Raw genomic sequence first — 20,217 nt, forward strand, 5'->3', positions numbered from 1 at the left:
ACCGGTGTTCATGGGGTTGCCGGCCAGCGGCCGGCACTACCGTGCTTCCGGCCCCGGAATGCAACCATTTACCGCATAATCACGGTATGACCGACGACCGCATCATCGGCGCCGGCGCCACCCGCGAGGATGACGCCGCCGACGCCAGCATCCGCCCCAAGCGCCTGGCCGACTATCTCGGCCAGGCCCCGGTGCGCGAGCAGATGGAGATCTACATCGAAGCGGCCAAGGGGCGCGGCGACGCGCTCGACCACGTGCTGATCTTCGGGCCGCCCGGCCTGGGCAAGACCACGCTCAGCCACGTCATCGCCAACGAACTGGGCGTGGCCCTGCGCGTGACCTCCGGCCCGGTGATCGAGAAGGCTGGCGACCTGGCTGCGCTGCTGACCAACCTGCAGCCGCACGACGTGCTTTTCATCGACGAGATCCATCGCCTGTCGCCGGTGGTGGAGGAAGTGCTGTACCCGGCGATGGAAGATTTCCAGATCGACATCATGATCGGCGAGGGCCCCGCTGCCCGCTCGATCAAGATCGACCTGCCGCCGTTCACCCTGATCGGTGCCACCACCCGTGCCGGCCTGTTGACCGCACCGCTGCGTGACCGCTTCGGCATCGTCCAGCGGCTGGAGTTCTACAGCGTCGAAGAGCTGACCCGCATCGTGCGCCGTTCGGCGGCGATCCTGGCCATCGACTGCACCGCCGATGGGGCAGGGGAGATCGCGCGCCGCGCGCGTGGCACCCCGCGTATCGCCAACCGCCTGCTGCGCCGCGTGCGCGACTACGCGCAGGTAAAGGCGGGCGGCCACATCGACGAGGCCGTGGCACAGGCCGCGATGAAGATGCTCAAGGTTGATCCGGAAGGCTTCGACGAGCTCGACCGGCGCCTGCTCAGGACCCTGGTCGACTACTTCGATGGCGGCCCGGTCGGCATCGAGTCGCTGGCCGCGGCCCTGTCCGAGGAGCGTGGCACGCTGGAAGACGTGGTCGAGCCCTACCTGATCCAGCAGGGCTTCCTGGTGCGTACCGCGCGTGGCCGCATGGCCACCCACAAGGCTTACCGGCACATGGGCCTGAAGCCGAAGAACCCGCCGCAGGACCTGTTCGCGGAGGTTCCCGATGTTGGTTGAGCCACTATTCAGTTGGCCGACACGCATTTACTGGGAAGATACCGACGCAGGCGGCGTGGTCTACCACGCCCGCTACGTGGCCTTCATGGAACGGGCCCGGACCGAATGGATGCGTGCGCTCGGCTACGGCCAGGAGCGCATGCGCGCCGAGCATGGGATGGTCTTCGCGGTGCGCTCGATGCAGATGGATTTCATCAGGCCGGCACGGCTGGATGACACCCTGCAGGTGAGCGCCCGTCTGGTCCAGCTGAAGAAGGCCAGCATGGTCTTCGACCAGCAGATCCTGCGCGACGGCGAGTTGCTGCTGTCGGCCCAGGTCCGCATCGCCGCACTGGACGCGGCCAGTTTCCGCCCGCGTGGCATGGACGAGGCCGTCCTTGCCGTGCTGCAACCCCACCTCCACCCCGAATCCGAACACTGAGGAACAACGGATGATCGCAACGCTCCTGGCCCTGCAGGCCACGGTCACCGAGGCACTGCCGGCCGACGTCAGCAACGCCGCGACACAGACCCTTGCCCAGGCCACCACCGGCGGCGGCATCAACTACCTCGAACTGATGGCCAAGGCCAGCCTGCCGGTGAAGATCATCGTGCTGCTCCTGCTGGTCGGCTCGTTCGTCAGCTGGGTGATCATTTTCCGCAAGGCACGCGTGTTCAAGCAGGCCACCCGCGAAGCCGACGAGTTCGAGAACCGCTTCTGGTCCGGCGCCGACCTGGGCAAGCTGTACAGCGCCGCCACCGACCGCAGCCGCAGCGTGACCGGCCTGGAAGCCATCTTCGAAGCCGGTTTCCGCGAGTACACCCGCCTGCGCGACAAGCGCCGCTTGGACGGCCGTGCGCAGCTGGAAGGCGCGCAGCGTGCCATGCGTACCACCTACACCCGCGAAGTGGACCAGCTTGAGCGCAACCTGGAACTGCTGGCCAACATCGGTTCGACTGCCCCGTACGTGGGCCTGGTCGGTACCGTGTTCGGCATCATGGTGACCATGCACGACATGATCAGCAGCGGTGCGCAGGCCGGTATCGCCGCCGTCGCGCCGGGCATCTCCGAAGCGCTGTTCGCCACCGCCATCGGCCTGTTCGTGGCGATCCCGGCGGTGTGGGCCTACAACCGCTTCACCACCCGCGTGGAGCGCATGTCGGTGCGGTTCGAGACCTTCGCCGAAGAGTTCAGCTCCATCCTGCAGCGCCAGAGCGCTGGCGACGAGTAAGCGCCTGACCCGGGAGTCCAAGCCATGTCCGCTGCCATCGGCCGCCGAAAGCGCCGCAAGCTGAAATCGGAAATCAACGTCGTCCCCTACATCGACGTCATGCTGGTGCTGCTGATCATCTTCATGGTCACCGCGCCGCTGCTCACCCTGAGCTTCGACGTCGACCTGCCGCAATCCAACGCCAAGGCGCTGGAAAGCAAGCAGGACCCGGTGATCGTCTCGGTGCGCCAGGACGGCCAGCTCAGCCTGAAGCTGCCCGACGCCAAGGAACCGGCCGCCGTGTCGGCCGAGGAACTGGAAGGCCGCCTGGCTGGCATTGCCGCCCAGGACAAGGGCGTGCGCGTGATCGTCGCCGCCGACCGCGCCGTGGCCTATGAGAAGGTCATCGCCGCGATGGATGTGATCAAGCGCGCCAAGGTAGACAAGGTAGGCCTGGCCACCGATGCACGCTGACGCCCTGCCACCTTCGCATCAGCGCGAACCCGGCTGGGGCCTGCCCCTGGCACTGGCACTGCTGGTGCACCTGCTGGTCGCGCTGGTCTTCATCGTGGCCTGGTTCTGGTCACCCGAGCGCAACACCGATGCCGCTGCCGGTGACCCTTCGGTGGAGGCCAGCCTGGCGCTGTCCGCGTCTGAGGCGTCCGCCGCGCGCCAGGCCCTGCGCCAGTCGGAAAAGCTGGAAGACCTGCCGCCGCCGGTGGCCGAGCCGATCCCGGTGCCGGAAGACACCATTCCGCCGCCGCAGCCGATTCCCGAGCCGCGCCCGCAGGACGCGCCCACGCCCCAGCAGCAACAGGCGCAGGAGCGCGTCGCGCAGCCGGACACCAAGGACCAGGAAGCGGTGAGCGCACTGGCCATCTCGCAGGAGAAGGCCAGGCAGGAGCAGGAAGCCAAGCGCCGCCAGGAACAGATCGACCTGACCGAACGCAAGCGCCAGGAAGAAGCGGAGCAGAAGCTGCGCCTGGCCAAGCAGCAGGAAGCGGACGAGAAGAAGAAGCAGGCCGATCAGGCGCGTCAGGCCGCGGACAAGGCCGAGGCCGAGAAGCAGAAGAAGATCGCCGAGATCCGTGCCCGTCGTGAGCAGGCCGAGAAGGAAGCCAAGCTGGCCGAGCAGAAGCTGCGCCAGGTGGCTGCTGCGCGCAATGCCGCCGGCAGTGCCGCCGCCGGTTCCAGCGGTGCGTCCCAGCCGGCTGCCGGTGGTGGTGGCAACAGCGATGATCTTTCGGCCAAGTACGCTGCGGCGATCCAGGCCAAGGTGCTGTCGCAGTGGGTACGGCCGGACACGGTGCCGCTGGGCCAGCGCTGCCAGATCACCATCACCCAGATTCCGGGTGGCACAGTGATGCAGGCCAAGGTCAGCCCGAACTGCCCGTACGACGAGGCCGGCAAGCGTTCGATCGAGGCCGCCGTGCTCAATGCGCAGCCGTTGCCGTACCGCGGCTTCGAGTCGGTGTTCGCGCGCACGCTCAACTTCACTTTTACCGCCCAGGATCGCTGAGGCGGGCAGGGCAGGGGGGGCTTGGGCCACTCCTGCCCACGGATGTCGCGCTTGCCTCTGGTGTGCTCGGTTTCGGCCGGGCAGGCTTTAGGCTGCTGTCGAACACCGCCCCGCTGGGCGGAGTGACCGGGGCAGGCAGGTGCGATGTTAGCCACGACGTTAACGGTGCGTGAGAGGACGGGCTGGAACTGACCCGGAATTCACGTACCCTTGGTTCATGATTGCGAAGCGGTTCACTCCTGCTTTGCTATCCCTCGTTCCGGTTTCCCCTATTGAGCGCTCCATGAAAAAGATGCCTCGCTGGCTTGCCGTGTTTGCGGCCCTGTTGCTGCCCTTTGCTGCCGTCGCGCAGCAGAAGGGGCTGGATATCGACATCATCGGCGGCAATGCCTCCGCGCTGCCGATCACCATCGTGCCGATGCCCTACCAGGGTTCGTCGGCCGCTCCGCAGACCGACGTCGCCGGCGTGGTCCGTGCCGACCTGGAGCGTTCGGGCCAGTTCCGCACGCTGCCGGAAGCGCAGATCGTCGAAAAGCCGGTGCGTGGCGGCGACATCCAGTTCGCCACCTGGCGCGCGCTGAAGCAGAACTACATCGTGGTCGGCCGCGTACTCGACGCCGGTGCCGGTGCCTACCGCGTCGAATACGAACTGTTCGACGTGCCCAAGGGCGAGCGCCTGCTGGGCCTGGCGATGACTGCCCGCGGCAACGCCATGCGCGACGTCGCCCACCAGATGGCCGACGCCATCTACGAGAAGATCACCGGCATCCGCGGCGCCTTCTGGACCCGCATCGCCTACGTGACTGCCAGCGGCAAGGGCGACGCCATGCGCTATGCGCTGATGGTGGCCGACTCCGACGGCTTCAACCCGCAGACCATCGTGCGTTCGGCCGAGCCGCTGCTGTCGCCGTCGTGGAGCCCGGATGGCAGCAAGCTGGCCTACGTCAGCTTCGAGCGTGGCAATTCGGCCATCTACATCCAGAACATCGGCACTGGCGCGCGCGAGCTGGTCACCAGCTTCCGTGGCATCAACAGCGCCCCGGCGTTCTCGCCGGACGGCCGCAAGCTGGCCCTGACCCTGTCGCGTTCGGGCAACCCGGAAATCTACGTCATGGACCTGGGCAGCAAGCAGCTGACCCAGCTGACCAACCACTTCGCCATCGATACCGAGCCGACCTGGGCACCGGACGGCAGCGCGGTGTACTTCACCTCCGACCGCGGCGGCCGTCCGCAGGTCTACAAGGTCGGTGCCGGTGGCGGCAGCGCCGAGCGCGTGACCTTCCAGGGCAACTACAATGCCAAGCCGTCGGTGTCCTACGACGGCAAGAAGATCGTCGTCGCCCAGGGTTCTGGCAACAGCTACAAGATCGCGATGATGGACAGCTCGCTGGGGTCGCCCCGCTGGAGCACGCTGTCCCCGGGGTCGCTGGATGAATCGCCGAGCTTTGCGCCCAACGCAAGCATGGTGCTGTACGCCGCCCGCGAAGGTGGCCGTGGTGTGTTGTATGCCGTTTCGGCCGATGCGCGGGTTCGCCAGCGCCTGGTCCTGGCTGACGGTGATGTGCGCGAACCGGCATGGTCCCCATACCGTACCCAGCGCTAAAAGAGTGTTAATATTTTCGTTGTCTTGAACCCCTCATCGGCTTAGGAGCCACAAAGGTATCGCCATGAACAAGTCCACCCGCGTTCTGCTTGTTTCCCTGCTGTCTGTGGCCGTCCTGGCCGGTTGCTCGAAGAAGGTGAAGGAAGAGCCGGCAGCCCCGGTCGACACCGGCACCTCGACCACCACCCCGACCGGTCCGTCGACCTCCGGCCTGTACGGCCCGGGCGACCTGGACACCGACGCTTGCCTGCGCCAGCGCGTGGTCTACTTCGACCTGGACAAGGAAGACGTGAAGCCGGAATTCCAGGCCATCATGGCGTGCCACGCCAAGTACCTGCGTGACCGTCCGTCCTCGCGCATCACCCTGCAGGGCCACACCGACGAGCGCGGTTCGCGCGCGTACAACCAGGCCCTGGGTGAGCGTCGTGGCAACGGCGTCAGCTCGGCCCTGCAGGCCAACGGTGGTTCGGCTTCGCAGCTGACCGTCGTGTCCTACGGTGAAGAGCGTCCGGTCTGCACCGAGTCGAACGAGTCCTGCTGGTCGCAGAACCGTCGCGTCGAAATCGTCTACACCGCGCAGTAATCCATGCGCATTGGCATCAAACTGATGCTGGTCGTTGCGGCAGCCCTCGTGGCTGCCGCACCGGCGCACGCACAGCGACAGAGCCTGGCTGACCGTGTCGGCGCGCTCGAGCAGCAGATGTACAACAACAGTGCCAACCAGGACCTGTTGAACCAGATCAATCAGCTGCGGCAGCAGGTCACCAGCCTGCAGGCCTCGATCGAGCAGTTGCAGCACGACAACGCCCAGCTCAAGCAGTCCGCCCAGGACCAGTACCTGGATCTGGACAGCCGCCTGAACCGGTTGGAAGGGGGCAACGCCGCCCCGGCCCTGGCGCCCGTTCCGGCGAGCGCGCCCAAGGCCGCACCGGCCCCGGCAAAACCCGCAGCGGCGGCCACTTCCGAGCGGCCGCCTTCCGTCCATGGTGATGCCGGCAGCCTCGCCGCCACCGGTGACGAGCGCACCTCCTACAACGTTGCCTTCGATGCCTTGAAGGCCGGCAGGTACGACGATTCGGCGCAGCTGTTCCTGAGCTTCCTGGAGTTGTACCCGAATGGCGTCTACGCGCCGAACGCGCTGTACTGGCTGGGCGAGAGCTACTACGCCACCCGCAATTTCCCGATGGCCGAGACCCAGTTCCGTGAACTGCTCTCGCGCTATCCGACCCACGACAAAGCCGCGGGCGGCCTGCTCAAGATCGGCCTCTCGCAGTACGGCGAGGGCAAGGTAGACCAGGCCCAGCAGACGCTGGAGACCGTCGTGGCGCAGTACCCCGGCTCGGACGCCGCGCGCACCGCGCAGGACCGTCTGCAGTCCATCCGCCTGGGCAAGCAGATCCGCTGATCCGCGGACCGGGCGTACAATGTGTGCCCTGTAGAGCCGAGCCCATGCTCGGCTGCTTTCGTTTCCGGACCGGCAAACCCGCCCGGATCCGGTAGCGCCGGGCCATGCCCGACGGCTCGCGTCACCGGCAGGGATATGCCCGTTTGGTTGCTGTTGTAGAGCCGAGCCCACGCTCGGCTGCTTTCGTTACCGGCTGGGCCATGCCCGCCCGGTTGTTGTTGTAGAGCCGAGCCCACGCTCGGCTGCTTTCGTTACCGGCCACGGTAGCCCATCCGCCACGTGTCCCACCAAGAAGTGCCCGCCATGACCGCCGTTACCCCGTCCAGCGCCGCCGCCACGCCCAGTGAGATTGTGCAGTCGCCCCTGCCACGCCTGAAGATCACCGAGATCTTCACCTCGCTGCAGGGCGAAGCCGATACCGCCGGCTGGCCGACCGTGTTCGTGCGCCTGACCGGCTGCCCGCTGCGCTGCCAGTACTGCGATACGGCCTATGCCTTCCATGGCGGCACCTGGTGGGACATCGACGACATCGTGGCCGAGGTGCTGGCCCAGGGCGTGCGCCACGTCTGCGTGACCGGCGGCGAGCCGCTGGCGCAGAAACGCTGCCTGGTGCTGCTCCAGAAGCTGTGCGACGCCGGCATGGACGTCTCGCTGGAAACCTCCGGCGCGCTGGACGTCAGCGCGGTGGACCCGCGTGTATCGCGCGTGGTCGACATAAAGACCCCCGGTTCGGCCGAAGTGGCGCGCAACCGCTGGGAGAACCTGCCGCTGCTGACCGCACGCGACCAGATCAAGTTCGTCATCTGCAGCCGCGAGGACTACGACTGGGCCAAGGCCCTGGTCGCCGAGCACGAGCTGGTGAAGCGCTGCACCGTGTTCTTCTCGCCCAGCAAGGGCGAGATCACCGCGCGCCAGCTGGCCGACTGGATCGTCGAAGACCGCCTGCCGGTGCGCTTCCAGATGCAGTTGCATAAAATCCTGTGGAACGACGAGCCGGGCCGATGAGCCCAGGCAACGTTCCCTGATGTAACTCCGGCGCGGGACAGCGTGCTGGCTTTCCCCTCCCAACCGGATGTTTTACCCATGAAGAAGGCAGTCGTGCTTCTCTCCGGCGGCATGGATTCAGCCGCCGTCATCGCCATGGCCCAGGAACAGGGCTTCGCCGTGCATGCCCTGAGCGTGCGCTACGGCCAGCGCCACACCTCCGAACTGGACGCCGCCGCCCGCGTGGCCAAGGCCCAGGGCGTGGTCGCGCACAAGACCGTGGACGTGGACCTGCGCAGCATTGGCGGCTCGGCGCTGACCGACGACATCGACGTGCCCGAGGCCGGCGGTGCCGGCATCCCGGTCACCTACGTGCCGGCGCGCAACACCATCATGCTGTCGCTGGCCCTGGGCTGGGCCGAAGTGCTCGGCGCCAACGACATCTTCTGCGGCGTCAACGCGGTGGATTATTCCGGCTATCCGGACTGCCGCCCCGAGTTCGTGGCCGCGTTCCAGGCGCTGGCCAACCTGGCCACCAAGTCGGGCGTGGAAGGTGCGGGCATCAAGGTACACGCGCCGCTGCAGTTCCTCAGCAAGGGCCAGATCGTCAGCGAAGGCGTGCGCCTGGGCGTGGACTTCGGCCTGACCGTGTCCTGCTACAACGCCGACGCCAACGGCGCCGCCTGCGGCCACTGCGATGCCTGCCGCCTGCGCGCGCAGGGTTTCGCCGAAGCCGGCGTGCCGGACCCCACGCTGTACGTCTGAGGTGATGGGGCTGATGCCCCAATGGTGGGTGCGAACCGTTGGTTCGCACTCTCTGTCCCGGCGCTACCGGCGGCTGGAGTCTGGTAGTGCCGGCCGCTGGCCGGCAGCCTCATCAGGCAACCACCCCGATGCCTCGATGAACGCCCGCACCGCCTTCGGATCGGCATAGTCCAACTCGATCATCCGCGCGATACCGGCCTTCTCGTCGGCCTGCTGGCGCATGTACTCCTGCGCGATGCGATACCCAGCGTAGTACCCCACATCACTCACCCCGAATGGATTGCGGGCGCTGTTGTAGAGCCAGTTGTCGAGGTCATCGCCGTCCATTTCAGCGACAAAACGCGCGCGGATCTCCTCCTCGTGCGCGGGCCCGTAGCTGTACAGTGGCAACGCCGGCCGACGCCCACTCAGCCGTTCGGCCACATACTCCGCCACGCCTTCGCGCACCGCGTACTGCGCCAAGCTGCCGGTAGTCTCGCGCTGCTGGGTATGCACGTACTCGTGCAGGTTGTTCTGCGCGTTGTTTGCCCCCGGACGGCTGTCGTAGAAGATCCGCAGGCGATCGCGCATTTTCGCCGGCAACTCGCTCACGTCCACGCGCTCATCGCCCAGCGCCATCTCCGCACCGATCAGCACCTTGTCACCCAGCGTGGTCCCGCCAGTACGCAGCACGCCCACGGCATAGGTGATGGTGGCCGGGCGCAGGGCGGGGTAGAGCGTGCGGAAGGCGGCCAGGTCCCGCTCCAGAGTGGCGCTGGCCTGCTGCGCGTTGGCGGTCAATGGGCGTACCGACGTCCAGAAGCGCGGCCACGCCCGCATGGCCCCGGCGTATTCGCGGGCGGTGTAGTTGCGCACCTGCATCAGCGCATGCAGGCCGGGGCTGCCTGGATCGATGTAGCGCTCCTGCACGAGTGCGACCTGGCGTTCAACGTCGGGCTCGGCGCGTACCGCGTCATAGGTGGCCCAGAAGCGGCCGATGTCGTTGGTGACGACCTGGGATGGGGTGGCCAGTGCCGTACAGGGCAGCAGCAGGGCGGCAACGAGGCAGAGGGGCAGGCGCATCCGTGGCTCCGGGCAGGAATCACAGCTGGGATGCGCGTGAGGCCTGGAAGGTTTAAGCGGGTTCGCCAGATCGGGTAGTGCCGGCCGCTGGCCGGCATCCTCGACACGCTGGGGTTTCACCCGGCCCGCCAAAGTAGGGTAGAATGCCCACCCCGCCGAAAGGCTGGGGCAGTGCAATGGGCCGTTAGCTCAGTCGGTAGAGCAGAAGACTTTTAATCTTTTGGTCGAAGGTTCGAATCCTTCACGGCCCACCAATTGTATCAGCGACTTAGGCGTCCTTTGGGGCGCCTTTTTCTTTTGCTCCTGAAAACCCTACCGAACACTTCGGGAAAGATGCAGGTTTCACGACAGGCAAGCGATGATCGTATCTATCGCGCATGGCGGCGCTCTTGTGCCCCCGACGTCCCTCAGGTTTTGAGTAGCACGGCGATTTGGAGTTCAATCCCCGACAAGCCGGAGATTGGACATGAAGAACGCTTTTCCGAAGAACAGATCATCGGCTTCCCACGCGAGGCAGAGGCCGGCATGGCGGTGAAGGACCTGTGCCGTCGACATGGCTTCAGCGAGGCCTCGTACCAACTGTGGCGCAGCAAGTTCGGTGGCATGAGCGTGCCCGACGCCAAGCGGTTGAAGGACCTGGAAGCCGAGAACGTCCGGCTGAAGAAGTTGCTGGCCGAGCAGCTGTTCGAGAACGATCTGATCAAGGACGCGCTGCGAGAAAGGTAGCGGACCCGCCGGTGCGGCGTGCGCTGGTGCGGCAGTGGGTGCAGCGCGGGGCAAGCGAGCGCCGTGCCCTGGCGATCATTGGGATGAGTGCCAGCGCGCTGCGCTATGTCCGGCGCGAGGATCGCAACGTTAAATCCTGAGGTGCAGTAGCTATTGTTGGATTGGAGGGGGGGGCGCCGCCAACAACATACTCCGCGTTGACTGACTTCGGCATGTTGGGGCGGACGTCAATCTTGAGACCGGTGACTCTTTCAAGCTTCTTGATTGTATCCTTCAACTCTTCTGCTTGGCGGCTGTCGCCGTTTATGTCAATCAGCACCCGTTCTTCGCCTGGAAACCCAGTCGTCCCCGTGATGCCTGGTATGGCGCTGTGAAAAAGAGGTCTGTGCTTAGCAAGGAGCACGTAAAACTCGTCCTGGGTGTACTTGTGACCAACCTCGAACACCACGCGGGTCGTCGCGCTCTCGGTGTTGATCGTTCGATCCGCGACTGGATCTGGCCCCTTGAGCTGCACCAGGATGTGTTGATCTGGCGCGTCTTTGATCGACAGTTCCGTCAGACGATCTGCGAACTCGATACGCAACGCTTCAATTTCCGACATCACCTCACCTTGAACCGCTAGGCGCGTGATTGCTTCGTCTATCGAGACTGAGGGGTGTTCACTCATATAGCTGTAAACCTGAATCTGCATCTCCTTGCCTTCCTGCGTGTCAGCGTTTGGCACTTGTGCTAAGGCGCAGGTGGATACAAGAAGTGCTGCGGAGCATCCTAGAACCTTCCGTTTCATGCGACATCTCCAGAGTTTGTAACAAATCATGGAGGCTTTCACGCTTCTCGATGCGCGAGCCTAGCACTGTCTCCCCTCGGGCACTGAGACGTAACTCACAAGCTTCAGTGGAATGATTGTGCACCCTGATGTCTGTACTGTGGGGGTGTTCGTATACGCGTCTTTAGATGTGCTGAAGCACTTCATAGATTAGGCGATTGGTCCCTTGCCTAAGAATTTCGTACACACCCAGCCGCTCCTGCTGCTCGCGAAACAAGTCAATCATTCGCTCCACTTCATTCCGGCTGTATGAGTTGTACTTCCTCATAGTGTCCAGCTGCATGAAGTCGTCGGCGTGCAGGTTGTCGATAGTGGCGACTTCGATGACGGCATCCTTGCCGCCGAAGATTATATCCACGGTCTTTCTTGCCATTGGCTGGCTACCAATGTGGATTTGATAGTTGCGAAGCATCCGCATGAAATGAAGAAGTGGACTTGTGCTGCTCGTAATCCTATAGGCGTGTCCTGCGTTATTCATTGCTTCTTCTATGCCCACGAATTCGGTCAGCGCGGCCCGCACATGCATTGCTACGTGGAGGGCGGCTGGCACCCCGTCGCGAATTGGGATATCTGAGCCGCCCGAAAGAAAGAGCATATAAAGGGCGGATGTCGCCCTCTCGTAAAGCTGAGGCACTTGTTGCAGCGCGCTGAAAGGACTCTTCCGTGCGGTGGGTAGTAGCCGCGCTGGTCAACACCGATGTTAGGTTGCAAATGGCCCTGCATTGCAGGGCCCATTGCGTCCTTGCGCCGCCTTTTCAAGCGCGTGTTAGTAGTAGGGGCGCTGCGGATCGTCCATCGCCATTTGCAGCTCATCCATATGGTTAGGGTCGGGAGTTGAGCCAGGTGTCCAACCATTCGCTCTTGAGGTTGATGACGGTGCGATCGTGGCCCACCTCAGCCACTTCCGACATTGGGTCATCGGTCACGGCGGGGGGGGGCGTCGGGACGTCGCCAAGATTCTGGAATGGCAGGAGAGGGTCCGGGGCAACCGGCTGGCCAAGGCCGACCAGGATCCGTCATTCGGGGGGATGGGGTAGGCCTTGTTGAGGCAACTGGAGGGGGAGGAAATCCGTTCCGCAAAATTCCTGCGCCCGTTGTGGCTCAAGGCTTACAAGCGCCCGCTTTAAAGATTGAAGTGGAACGAGTGGCGGCGTAACCCATTGAAAGTAATGAAATTACCCAGTTACTCTTAATCTTTTGGTCGAAGGTTCGAATCCTTCACGGCCAACCACTGCATCCCATGACCCAGGTCATTCAGAAAGGCATCGCAATGCGGTGCCTTTTTTGTTGCCTGGTCCAGGGCCTCTACTTCGTCCGCATTCCCTTGGCTTTTGCGGTCGCCGCGTCGGCAGCTTGCTGTGCGGCCGTCGCTGCCGCATTCGCGGAACGCACGGCTTCCGCTTGAGCCGCGTCAAAGTCAGCCCGGCGCTGCGCGCTGATCCGGCGTTCCAGTTCTGAATATGCGACGTAGCTCTCCGGATGCTTCGCGACGCAGGCCTGCTGCAGCAGCGGGATCGCGTGGTCGGACAATCCCGGTTGGAGGTGGGCGAGCAGGCAGTCCGCATATGCTGCGGATGCTGGCGGAGTGCTGCTGGCCTGAGGTGAGGCGGCGGCAAGGGCGGTGGCGATCAATACACTCAACATGGGAACCTCCTTGTGGATATGAGCGTGGCGGTGACCAGTCCGTGAGCCATGGTGCGCGTTGCATGACCATCACCGACTCCATGGTGCTCCAGTTCCGGTCGATCGGCAAAGTGCCGCGAACGACAGTGCCTCCGGCGGTCTATTCTCAGCGCTTTCCCAATATGGACCGCCCCATGCGTCTGATCGTGCTGTCGCTGTTGTTGTCCGCTGTCTCCGCCGCGCCGCTGATGGCTGCAGAAACCGCGCCGCCCGCTGCCGCCTCGCCTTTGGTCATCGGCGAGACCTTCACCATCGGGTCGAAGGCGCTGGGCGAAACCCGCCGCATCAATGTTTACCGCCCGCAGCCGTGGGGCCTGGATCCGAAGGCGCCGCTGCCGGTGCTGTACATGGCCGATGGCGGCATCGGTGAGGACTTCCTGCATGTGGCCGGGCTGGTGCAGGTGCTGAGCGGCAACGGCAGCATGCGTCCGTTCCTGCTGGTTGGCATCGAGAACACCGAGCGCCGCCGCGACATGACCGGCCCCAGCAACGACCCGCAGGACCGGAAGATCGCGCCGCGCATTGGTGGTTCGGCGGCCTACCGCGCGTTCCTGCGCGAAGAGCTGATGCCGCAGGTGCGCCAGCGCTACCCGACCACCGACGAGCGCGCGCTGATCGGTGAATCGCTGGCCGGCCTGTTCGTGGTCGAGACGCTGCTGCAGGAGCCAACGTTGTTCAACAGCTACATCGCGCTGGACCCCAGCCTGTGGTGGAACCGTGGCGCAATGCTGGCCGGCGCAGCCAAACAGCTGCCGGCGGTGACGCGTGCGCAGCCGCGCGTATTCCTGGCCAGCAGTGGGCAGCCGGAGCTGGCCGCATCCACTGCACGACTGGCCGAGTTGCTGCAGCAGGCTTCGCCGTCGCCGCTGGTGAAGTACCTGCCGTTGCCGGAAGAAACCCACGCTACGATCTATCATCCGGCCGCATTGCAGGCGCTGCGCACACTGTTCCCGGCGCCGCCGGCCTCGCCCTGACCGCACTGGCAGTGGATTGCGCACCATGCAAGGATGCGGCAGCGGCGCCATCCGGTGCGCCGCCCGCAATGGGAGCGTGTGGATGCAGCGTGTGCGTGGATGGAGTGTGGCGGCCTGCCTGGCCGTGAGTGGCTGTGCGATGTCGGTGGCGCCGCCGGCAGCGCAGAGTGAAGCGAAGGAGAGCCCGGCCGCCGCTGTGTCGGGCGTGGTGCTGCCGGATACCGAAGCGCTGCGCGTGCACGATCCGATCGGCCGCGATTATCCGGTCTGGGTGGCGTTGCCGGCCGACTACGCCGCACATCCGGAGAAGCACTATCCGGTGCTGTACGTGACCGACGCGCTGTACAGCTTCCCGCTGGTGCGCAGCGTGCGCAACCTGGTGGGCCAGAAGGGCGTGAACCTGGAGGATTTCATCCTGGTCGGGCTGCCGCCGCAGGAAGGCCTGACGTCCAAGCAGAGCCGCTCGCGCGATTACACGCCCAGCGATCCGGCGCGTACCGATCCGCGTGACTACAGCGACGACGTCAGCTACGGCGGCGCGGCGCACTATCGCGATTTCCTCGCCGAGCGGGTGCTGCCGATGATCGATGCGCGCTACCGCACTGATCCGGCGCGGCGCGCCTATGCGGGTCATTCCTATGGTGGCCTGTTCGGCGCCTATGTGCTGACCACGCGCCCGGACATGTTCCGCACCTACATCCTCTCCAGCCCATCACTGTGGTTCGACGACCATCGGGTGCCGCGCATGCAGGCCGAGGCCAAGGCGCCGGCGCAGCCGACCACGGTGGTGCTGTCGGTGGGCAGCTTTGAAACGGTCAAGCCCGAACCGCGTTATTTCACCCGCAACGACATGTTGCGCCACAACGCCGAATTCGCCGAGCAGCTGCGCAGCAGCGGGCGATCGTTGAAGGTGGAGAACATAGTGATCGATGGCGAGGATCACTTCACCGTCTACCCGGACACGATCACCCGTGCGCTGCTGAAGGTGTTCCCGGGTAGCGGGCCGTACAGCAGCGGTTGATGATGGGCGCCATCCACGCATGGCGTGGATCTACAGGGCCATTGCAGTAGATGCACGCCATGCATGGATGAACGCCTCAGGCCGCCTGTGCATCCGGCCCGGTCAATACGCCCACATCGGCATGCCGGAAGCACAGCCGGATGGCGTCGAGCAGCTCGCTCATGTTGTACGGCTTGGGCAGGAAATGGATGCCGTCGCGCAGCTGCGGCAGCACCTGGTGCTGGTCCATGCCCGACGTCACCAGGATCGGCAGCTGGGGATACAGGCCGCGGACCCGGTTGGCGGCTTCAATGCCACTGATTGCCCCCAGATTCACGTCGGTGAACAGCAAGTCGAAACGCTCACCGGCGGACAGTAGGCCCAATGCCGCTTCGGCAGAGCTCACGCCCGCCACGTGGCAGGCCTGGCTTTCCAGCGCCAGTCGACTCAGTTCGCGGGTTTCCTCGGCGTCCTCGATGAGCAGGACGCGGGGTTCGACGTGGCGCTTGGACAGCAACATGACGCGACAACTCCGGACAGCAACGGTGAAATGGCGCGCAAGTATGCGCAAGCCAGTAGTGATCCCGACGTGCACGGCAGGCTAAGCGGGCGTTACAGGCTTCTCTGGCGCCGGAGCCGCACGTGCCAGGCCAGCACCGCGACCGCGAGCAGGGCGGTGCCGACGCGCAGACCGGTGGCCTGCCAGCCCAAAGCAACGGCGTCGTCGAGGCTGAACACATTCCAGGCCAGGTTCATCGAAACGTGCAGGGCCAGGCCGCACCACAGCGTGTCGCCGTCGAGGTGGTCGAGCCAAGCGAAGATGAAGCCACCGAGGGCGATCACTGCGCCGACGAACAGCGCGATGCCGCCACCGTCGAACCCGCCGAAGCCGAGCCAGTGCACCATGCCGAACAGCAGCGCCTGCTGCAGTGCGAGCCATGGCCAGGGGCCGCGCACGATCTTCACCAGCAGCACGAAGCCCAGGCCGCGGAAGAGTACTTCCTCGGCCAGCGGGAACAGCACCGCCAGCATGGTGGCATCCAGTACGGTCAGTGCCTTGTTCGGTGCACCGAGCAGCGCCAGGCCCAGCCAGCAGGGCAGGCTGGCCAGCAGTACCCACATCGGGCCGCTCCAGCCGTTGCCGCGCAGCCCCAGGCTGGCCATCAGGCCCATCCCGCGTGGCCGCAGCAGCGCGGCCAGCAGAAGTGCCACGAGCACGGCCAGCGCGTTGTCGAGCAGGCTGCCGCCGTAAGCAATGGGCAAGGCGGGAATCGGCGTGCCTGCGGCGGCTGCGATGTCGCGCAGATTCAGGCCAACGCCAACGCCGAACAGCACCAGCAGCAGGCGCGCGGCGCTGGGCAGGCGGGACAGGACGGTCATGCACGCACTCCCTGCGGAACCAGCTTGCAGTGTGGAAGATGGCGAGGGACGCTGGCACGCGCCGGAAGTCCCTGTGCTATCGGTCATGTGTTGCCGCACAGTCATCACAGGGCAGGTACAGTCGTTACCAGACCGACAGGAGCAATGCCGATGCTGTGCCCCGTGTGCAAGACCCAGACCCTGCAGACGGCCGAACGCCATGGCATCGAGATCGACTATTGTCCTGGCTGCCGAGGTGTGTGGCTGGATCGTGGCGAGCTGGACAAGATCATCGAACGTGCGGGCGCCGGTGCTGCGGTACCTCCGCCAGCGCCCGTGCAGGCTCAGCCGGCGTCCACGCCGCCACCGGTGATGCACCGTGATACCCGCCACCTCGGCCAGCGCTACGAGGACAACCGTGGCCACGGCTACAAGAAAAAGAAGAAGGAGAGCTTCCTCTCCGAGTTGTTCGACTTCTAGGCGCTTCGCTCTCTGTAGAGTCGAGCCATGCTCGACTGGCTGTTGCCGCCAATAGCCGAGCATGGCTCGACTCTACAAAGACGTGATCACGGCCGCCGAAGGATAAACTCGCGGTCGTGGGTATCGCCGACGATGAAGTCGTACTCGCCCACTTTGCTGCAGCCATAGCGCGCGTAGAAGCGCTGCGCGCCGAAGTTTTCTTCCCATACGCCCACCCACAGGGTGCGGCGCTGCGGCTGGTCCAGCCAGGCCATGAACGCGTCCATCATGCGTGCACCATGGCCGCCGTTCTGGTGTGCAGCCAGAATGTAGAACCGCTTCAGCTCGATGTCACCCTCGCGTGCATCCGTGTGCGGCAAGGTGTTGGCACCGGCGGCCAGATAGCCGACCACGGCGTCACCGTCCAGCAACAGCCAGATGGCACTGCGTGGGTCGGACAGTTCGATGCGCTGCGGTTCGCTGCTGTAGTGCGCCTGCAGGAAATCGTGCAGCTTCTGCGGCGGATAGGAATCGCCCCAGGTTTCGTTGTACGTGGCGATGGCGATCGCCGACAGCGCATCGACATCGGCAAGGGTGGCGCGGCGGATCTGCAACGACATGGCGGTGCCTGCATTGGAACGTGGCGCAGTGTAGCCGGCCCCGGCGGCTGCCGGGGCTGGCCATTGCTCACGAACCGCTGCTCAGAACCACATGCGCACGCCCGCCACCCAACGCGTGTCGCGCGCGTGGTCACCGGCATAGTCGGCGGTGTCGCCAAACGTACGTTCGTGGCTGATGCCGATGTACGGCGCGAAGCGACGGCTGAACTCATAGCGCAGGCGCAGCCCGGCTTCGACCTTGTTCAGTCCGCGACCAATGCCGTACTCCGGTTCATCCTTGGCCGCAACGGTGGCTTCCAGCAGCGGCTGCAGGATCAGGCGGTTGGTCAACAGCACGTCGTACTCGACCTCGGCCTTGGCCAGCACCTGGCCGCCGGAGCCCATGTACAGCGTGGCCGAGCTTTCGAACTTGTACGGCGCCAGACCCTGGATGCCGATGGCCGCCCATGTGCGCGAGTCGGACGGGCGGAAGTCCTGGCGCACGCCGACCAGCACGTCCCACCACGGCGACACGCTGCGACCATACAGTGCTTCCAGTGACGACGATTCGGTGCGGCCGCGGCTGCGTTCGCCATCGGTGCGCAGCCACAGGCGGTTGATGTTGCCGCCGATCCAGCCGGTGGCTTCCCAGGCCTGGCCGTTGCTGCTCTTGCCATCCCAATGCTCAAGCCGGTCGATCAGCAGCAGGCTGTTGATCTCCGGCGCGTGTTCCATCGCGCCATGCGCGATCGGCGGGAAGGCGGCGGCGCGGTCGGCATCAGTCGGGACCGGGATCGGTTCGCGCGGTTCGGTGGGTGCAGGCGTGCCGTGGCCCATCGCCCCGTGGTCCATCTGCGAATGGTCCATCGCCGCTGGCTGCATCGCGCCATGGTCCATCTTCGAGTGGTCCATCGTGGAGTGGTCCATGCCGGCGTGATCCGCCGCACCCATGTCCATCTCCGAATGATCCATCTTTGAATGATCGACCGTTTCGGCCGGGGTCTTCGCGCTCTTCGCAGGCACGTTCATCGCGCCCATGTCATGGCCGGCGTGCGACTGCGCGAACACCGGCAACGCGGCGGCCAGGCCCAGGGCCAGCAGGCTGGGGGAAAGCAGTGAGCGGCTCATTCTTCGATCCTCACTTCGCGCATCATGCCCGCTTCCATGTGGTACAGCAGATGGCAGTGATAGGCCCAGCGGCCGAGCGCGTCGGCGCGCACGCGGTAGCTGCGGCGTGTACCGGGTGGCATGTCGATGGTGTGCTTGCGCACCTGGAATTCGCCTTGTGCGTTTTCCAGATCGCTCCACACGCCGTGCAGATGGATCGGGTGCTGCATCATGGTGTCGTTGACCAGCACGATGCGCATGCGTTCGCCGTAGTTCAGCCGCAGCGGCTCGGCGCTGGCGAACGGGATGCCGTCGAACGACCAGGAGAATTTCTCCATGTGGCCGGTCAGGTGCAGCTCGACTTCACGACTGGGCTCGCGGCCATCGGGGTCTTCGAACAGGCTGCGCATCGCGCCGTAGGTCAGGACCTTGCGGCCGTTGTCGCGCAGGCCGATGCCGGGGTCGTCCAGCTTCGGTTCGGTGGCCGAACTCTGCATGTCCACCAGCGGGTTGTTGCGTTCGCTGGCCGGATGCTTCGGTGCCTTGCTGGCGGTATCGCCGCCGTGCGCGCCGTGGCCCATGCTGGCGCCGCAGCTGCCTTCCATGCCCTTCATCGCGGCCATGTCGTGGCCACCGTGGCCACCACTGCCCATGTCGTGCCCCATGTCGCTCATCGTCAACAACGGGCGTGGGTCGCGCGCGGGAATCGGTGCCTGCAGGCCATGGCGAACGGCCAGTGTTCCGGCGGCGTAGCCGGTGCGGCCCATGTCCTGGCAGAAGATGGTAAACGCGTCCTGGCCGGTGGGCTCGACCAGCACATCGTAGGTTTCGGCGGGAGCGATGCGGAACTCATCGATGCTGACCGGATGGATGTACTGGCCATCGGCGGCGACCACGGTCATCTTCAGGCCGGGAATGCGCACATCGAAGTAGGTCATCGAGGCGCCATTGATGAAGCGCAGCAGTACCTTTTCCCCGCTGCGGAACAGCCCGGTCCAGTTGCCGGCTGGCGCCGTACCGTTCATCAGGTAGGTGTAGGTGTGCGCGTTGATGTCGGAGATGTCGGTGGGCGTCATCCGCATCCGGCCCCACATGCCGCGGTCGGACAGCGCGGCCGACCAGCCGTCACGCTTCGCATCGCGCAGGAAGTCGGGAAGGGTGCGCTTGTAGTAGTTGTCGTGCTCGGCAAGCTTCTTCATGCGGCGGAACAACGCACCCGGGTCCATGTCGGTCCAGTCGGACAGCAGGATCACGTGCTCGCGGTCGTGGTGGTACGGCGCTGGCTCGGCCGGATCGATGATCAGTGCACCGTACAGGCCGGCCTGCTCCTGGAACATCGAATGGCTGTGGTACCAGTAGGTGCCCGACTGCTTCAGCTGGAAGTGGTAGTGGTAGGTCTCGCCGGGGCCGATGCCGTTGAAGCTCAGGCCGGGCACGCCGTCCATGTTGGCCGGCAGCAGGATGCCGTGCCAGTGGATCGAGGTCGGGTGGCGCTCCAGCGTGTTGCGCACGAACAGGTCCACGGTCTGCCCTTCGCGCCAGCGCAGGATCGGTGCCGGCAGCGATCCGTTGACGGTGATCGCCGGGCGGGTGCGCCCGGTGAAGTTGGCCAGCGATTCGCCGATGGCCAGTTCGATGCGGGTATCGCTGAGCACGGCCGGGGCGCCGGCCAGGCGCGGGGCGGCCGTGGCGGAGGCGAGCGTACGCTGCGGCACGCCGACAGCGGCGATGCCGGCAACCACGCCACCGGCGGCCAGGCCCTGCACGAACAGGCGGCGCGACGGCATGGGCACAGCGCCCGGACCGGGGGGAATGCGGGTATTCATGGT

Annotated in this window: 22 protein-coding genes, 1 tRNA gene and 1 pseudogene; 15 read left to right on the forward strand and 9 right to left on the reverse strand. The window is 65.3% G+C overall.

Annotated elements, in window-relative coordinates:
- Positions 1-86: 86 nt before the first annotated feature.
- The 10 genes from ruvB (at position 87) to queC (ending at position 8,593) form a co-directional block, all read left to right on the forward strand.
- A complete protein-coding gene (ruvB, locus tag VG543_RS13815) occupies positions 87-1,127 on the forward strand; it encodes a Holliday junction branch migration DNA helicase RuvB (RefSeq protein WP_233653833.1) in 1,041 nt (346 codons plus the stop codon).
- Positions 1,117-1,548 (forward strand): tol-pal system-associated acyl-CoA thioesterase, encoded by a 432-nt coding sequence (gene ybgC, locus VG543_RS13820; protein ID WP_019660128.1) that lies wholly within the window; start codon positions 1,117-1,119, stop codon positions 1,546-1,548. The genes ruvB and ybgC overlap by 11 nt, the downstream gene beginning before the upstream one ends.
- 10 nt (positions 1,549-1,558) lie before the next feature.
- Complete coding sequence (tolQ, locus tag VG543_RS13825) at positions 1,559-2,338, forward strand: protein TolQ (protein WP_005410752.1); 780 nt, start codon at positions 1,559-1,561, stop codon at positions 2,336-2,338.
- 24 nt (positions 2,339-2,362) lie between these two features.
- Entirely contained in the window at positions 2,363-2,791 is a 429-nt protein-coding gene (gene tolR, locus VG543_RS13830; RefSeq protein WP_006438804.1) for a protein TolR, read from the forward strand.
- Entirely contained in the window at positions 2,781-3,836 is a 1,056-nt protein-coding gene (gene tolA / locus VG543_RS13835; RefSeq protein ID WP_423178705.1) for a cell envelope integrity protein TolA, read from the forward strand. The genes tolR and tolA overlap by 11 nt, the downstream gene beginning before the upstream one ends.
- A gap of 283 nt (positions 3,837-4,119) precedes the next feature.
- The gene (gene tolB, locus VG543_RS13840; protein WP_019660126.1) at positions 4,120-5,439 is read left to right on the forward strand and encodes a Tol-Pal system beta propeller repeat protein TolB; all 1,320 of its coding nucleotides are present in this window, start codon (positions 4,120-4,122) and stop codon (positions 5,437-5,439) included.
- Between the two features lie 64 nt (positions 5,440-5,503).
- Entirely contained in the window at positions 5,504-6,022 is a 519-nt protein-coding gene (pal, locus tag VG543_RS13845; protein ID WP_005418510.1) for a peptidoglycan-associated lipoprotein Pal, read from the forward strand.
- Positions 6,023-6,025: 3 nt separating this feature from the next.
- A complete protein-coding gene (gene ybgF, locus VG543_RS13850) occupies positions 6,026-6,844 on the forward strand; it encodes a tol-pal system protein YbgF (protein ID WP_423178704.1) in 819 nt (272 codons plus the stop codon).
- Between the two features lie 303 nt (positions 6,845-7,147).
- Positions 7,148-7,849 (forward strand): 7-carboxy-7-deazaguanine synthase QueE, encoded by a 702-nt coding sequence (gene queE / locus VG543_RS13855; RefSeq protein WP_019660124.1) that lies wholly within the window; start codon positions 7,148-7,150, stop codon positions 7,847-7,849.
- 78 nt (positions 7,850-7,927) lie between these two features.
- Complete coding sequence (queC, locus tag VG543_RS13860) at positions 7,928-8,593, forward strand: 7-cyano-7-deazaguanine synthase QueC (protein WP_111098894.1); 666 nt, start codon at positions 7,928-7,930, stop codon at positions 8,591-8,593.
- Between the two features lie 63 nt (positions 8,594-8,656).
- On the opposite strand, the gene VG543_RS13865 is transcribed toward queC, so the two are convergent.
- On the reverse strand, positions 8,657-9,655 hold the full coding sequence (locus tag VG543_RS13865) for a DUF2268 domain-containing putative Zn-dependent protease (protein ID WP_423178703.1): 999 nt from the start codon (positions 9,653-9,655) through the stop codon (positions 8,657-8,659).
- 178 nt (positions 9,656-9,833) lie between these two features.
- On the opposite strand from VG543_RS13865, the gene VG543_RS13870 reads away from it, so the two are divergent.
- A tRNA-Lys gene (locus VG543_RS13870) sits at positions 9,834-9,909 on the forward strand.
- 271 nt (positions 9,910-10,180) lie between these two features.
- Positions 10,181-10,509 (forward strand): annotated as a pseudogene (locus VG543_RS13875) (transposase); the annotation flags it as partial.
- On the opposite strand, the gene VG543_RS13880 reads toward VG543_RS13875, so the two are convergent.
- From VG543_RS13880 to VG543_RS13890, 3 genes are all read right to left on the reverse strand, one after another.
- Positions 10,485-11,168, reverse strand: coding sequence for a hypothetical protein (locus VG543_RS13880; protein ID WP_423178702.1), 684 nt, complete (start codon positions 11,166-11,168; stop codon positions 10,485-10,487). The pseudogene VG543_RS13875 and the gene VG543_RS13880 sit on opposite strands and share 25 nt — an antisense overlap.
- 163 nt (positions 11,169-11,331) lie before the next feature.
- The gene (locus tag VG543_RS13885) at positions 11,332-11,841 is read right to left on the reverse strand and encodes a hypothetical protein (RefSeq protein ID WP_111098891.1); all 510 of its coding nucleotides are present in this window, start codon (positions 11,839-11,841) and stop codon (positions 11,332-11,334) included.
- Positions 11,842-12,512: 671 nt separating this feature from the next.
- Positions 12,513-12,851 (reverse strand): hypothetical protein, encoded by a 339-nt coding sequence (locus VG543_RS13890; protein WP_111102131.1) that lies wholly within the window; start codon positions 12,849-12,851, stop codon positions 12,513-12,515.
- Positions 12,852-13,024: 173 nt separating this feature from the next.
- On the opposite strand from VG543_RS13890, the gene VG543_RS13895 reads away from it, so the two are divergent.
- Positions 13,025-13,864 (forward strand): alpha/beta hydrolase, encoded by an 840-nt coding sequence (locus VG543_RS13895; RefSeq protein ID WP_058981528.1) that lies wholly within the window; start codon positions 13,025-13,027, stop codon positions 13,862-13,864.
- Between the two features lie 82 nt (positions 13,865-13,946).
- A complete protein-coding gene (locus tag VG543_RS13900; protein WP_423178701.1) occupies positions 13,947-14,885 on the forward strand; it encodes an alpha/beta hydrolase in 939 nt (312 codons plus the stop codon).
- A 76-nt stretch (positions 14,886-14,961) separates the two neighbouring features.
- Here the strand turns inward: VG543_RS13900 and VG543_RS13905 are convergent, their stop codons facing one another.
- Both VG543_RS13905 and VG543_RS13910 read right to left on the reverse strand, forming a co-directional pair.
- On the reverse strand, positions 14,962-15,384 hold the full coding sequence (locus VG543_RS13905; RefSeq protein WP_191862576.1) for a response regulator: 423 nt from the start codon (positions 15,382-15,384) through the stop codon (positions 14,962-14,964).
- A gap of 92 nt (positions 15,385-15,476) precedes the next feature.
- Positions 15,477-16,244 carry a type II CAAX prenyl endopeptidase Rce1 family protein gene (locus VG543_RS13910; RefSeq protein WP_346469404.1) on the reverse strand — a complete coding sequence of 256 codons (768 nt, stop codon included), beginning with the start codon at positions 16,242-16,244 and terminating at the stop codon, positions 15,477-15,479.
- Between the two features lie 150 nt (positions 16,245-16,394).
- Between VG543_RS13910 and VG543_RS13915 the strand changes: the two genes are divergently transcribed.
- Entirely contained in the window at positions 16,395-16,703 is a 309-nt protein-coding gene (locus VG543_RS13915; RefSeq protein ID WP_346469405.1) for a zf-TFIIB domain-containing protein, read from the forward strand.
- Positions 16,704-16,789: 86 nt separating this feature from the next.
- On the opposite strand, the gene VG543_RS13920 is transcribed toward VG543_RS13915, so the two are convergent.
- From VG543_RS13920 to VG543_RS13930, 3 genes are all read right to left on the reverse strand, one after another.
- On the reverse strand, positions 16,790-17,302 hold the full coding sequence (locus VG543_RS13920) for a GNAT family N-acetyltransferase (protein ID WP_423178700.1): 513 nt from the start codon (positions 17,300-17,302) through the stop codon (positions 16,790-16,792).
- Positions 17,303-17,383: 81 nt separating this feature from the next.
- Positions 17,384-18,409 (reverse strand): copper resistance protein B, encoded by a 1,026-nt coding sequence (locus VG543_RS13925; protein WP_134731878.1) that lies wholly within the window; start codon positions 18,407-18,409, stop codon positions 17,384-17,386.
- Positions 18,406-20,214, reverse strand: a complete 1,809-nt coding sequence (locus VG543_RS13930; protein WP_164145332.1) for a copper resistance system multicopper oxidase — start codon at positions 20,212-20,214, stop codon at positions 18,406-18,408. Before VG543_RS13930 ends, VG543_RS13925 begins: the two co-directional genes overlap by 4 nt.
- Between the last annotated feature and the right edge of the window lie 3 nt (positions 20,215-20,217).

The organism is Stenotrophomonas sp. CASM101, from assembly GCF_049384845.1.
In the GTDB taxonomy this organism is placed as follows: Bacteria; Pseudomonadota; Gammaproteobacteria; order Xanthomonadales; family Xanthomonadaceae; genus Stenotrophomonas; species Stenotrophomonas hibiscicola.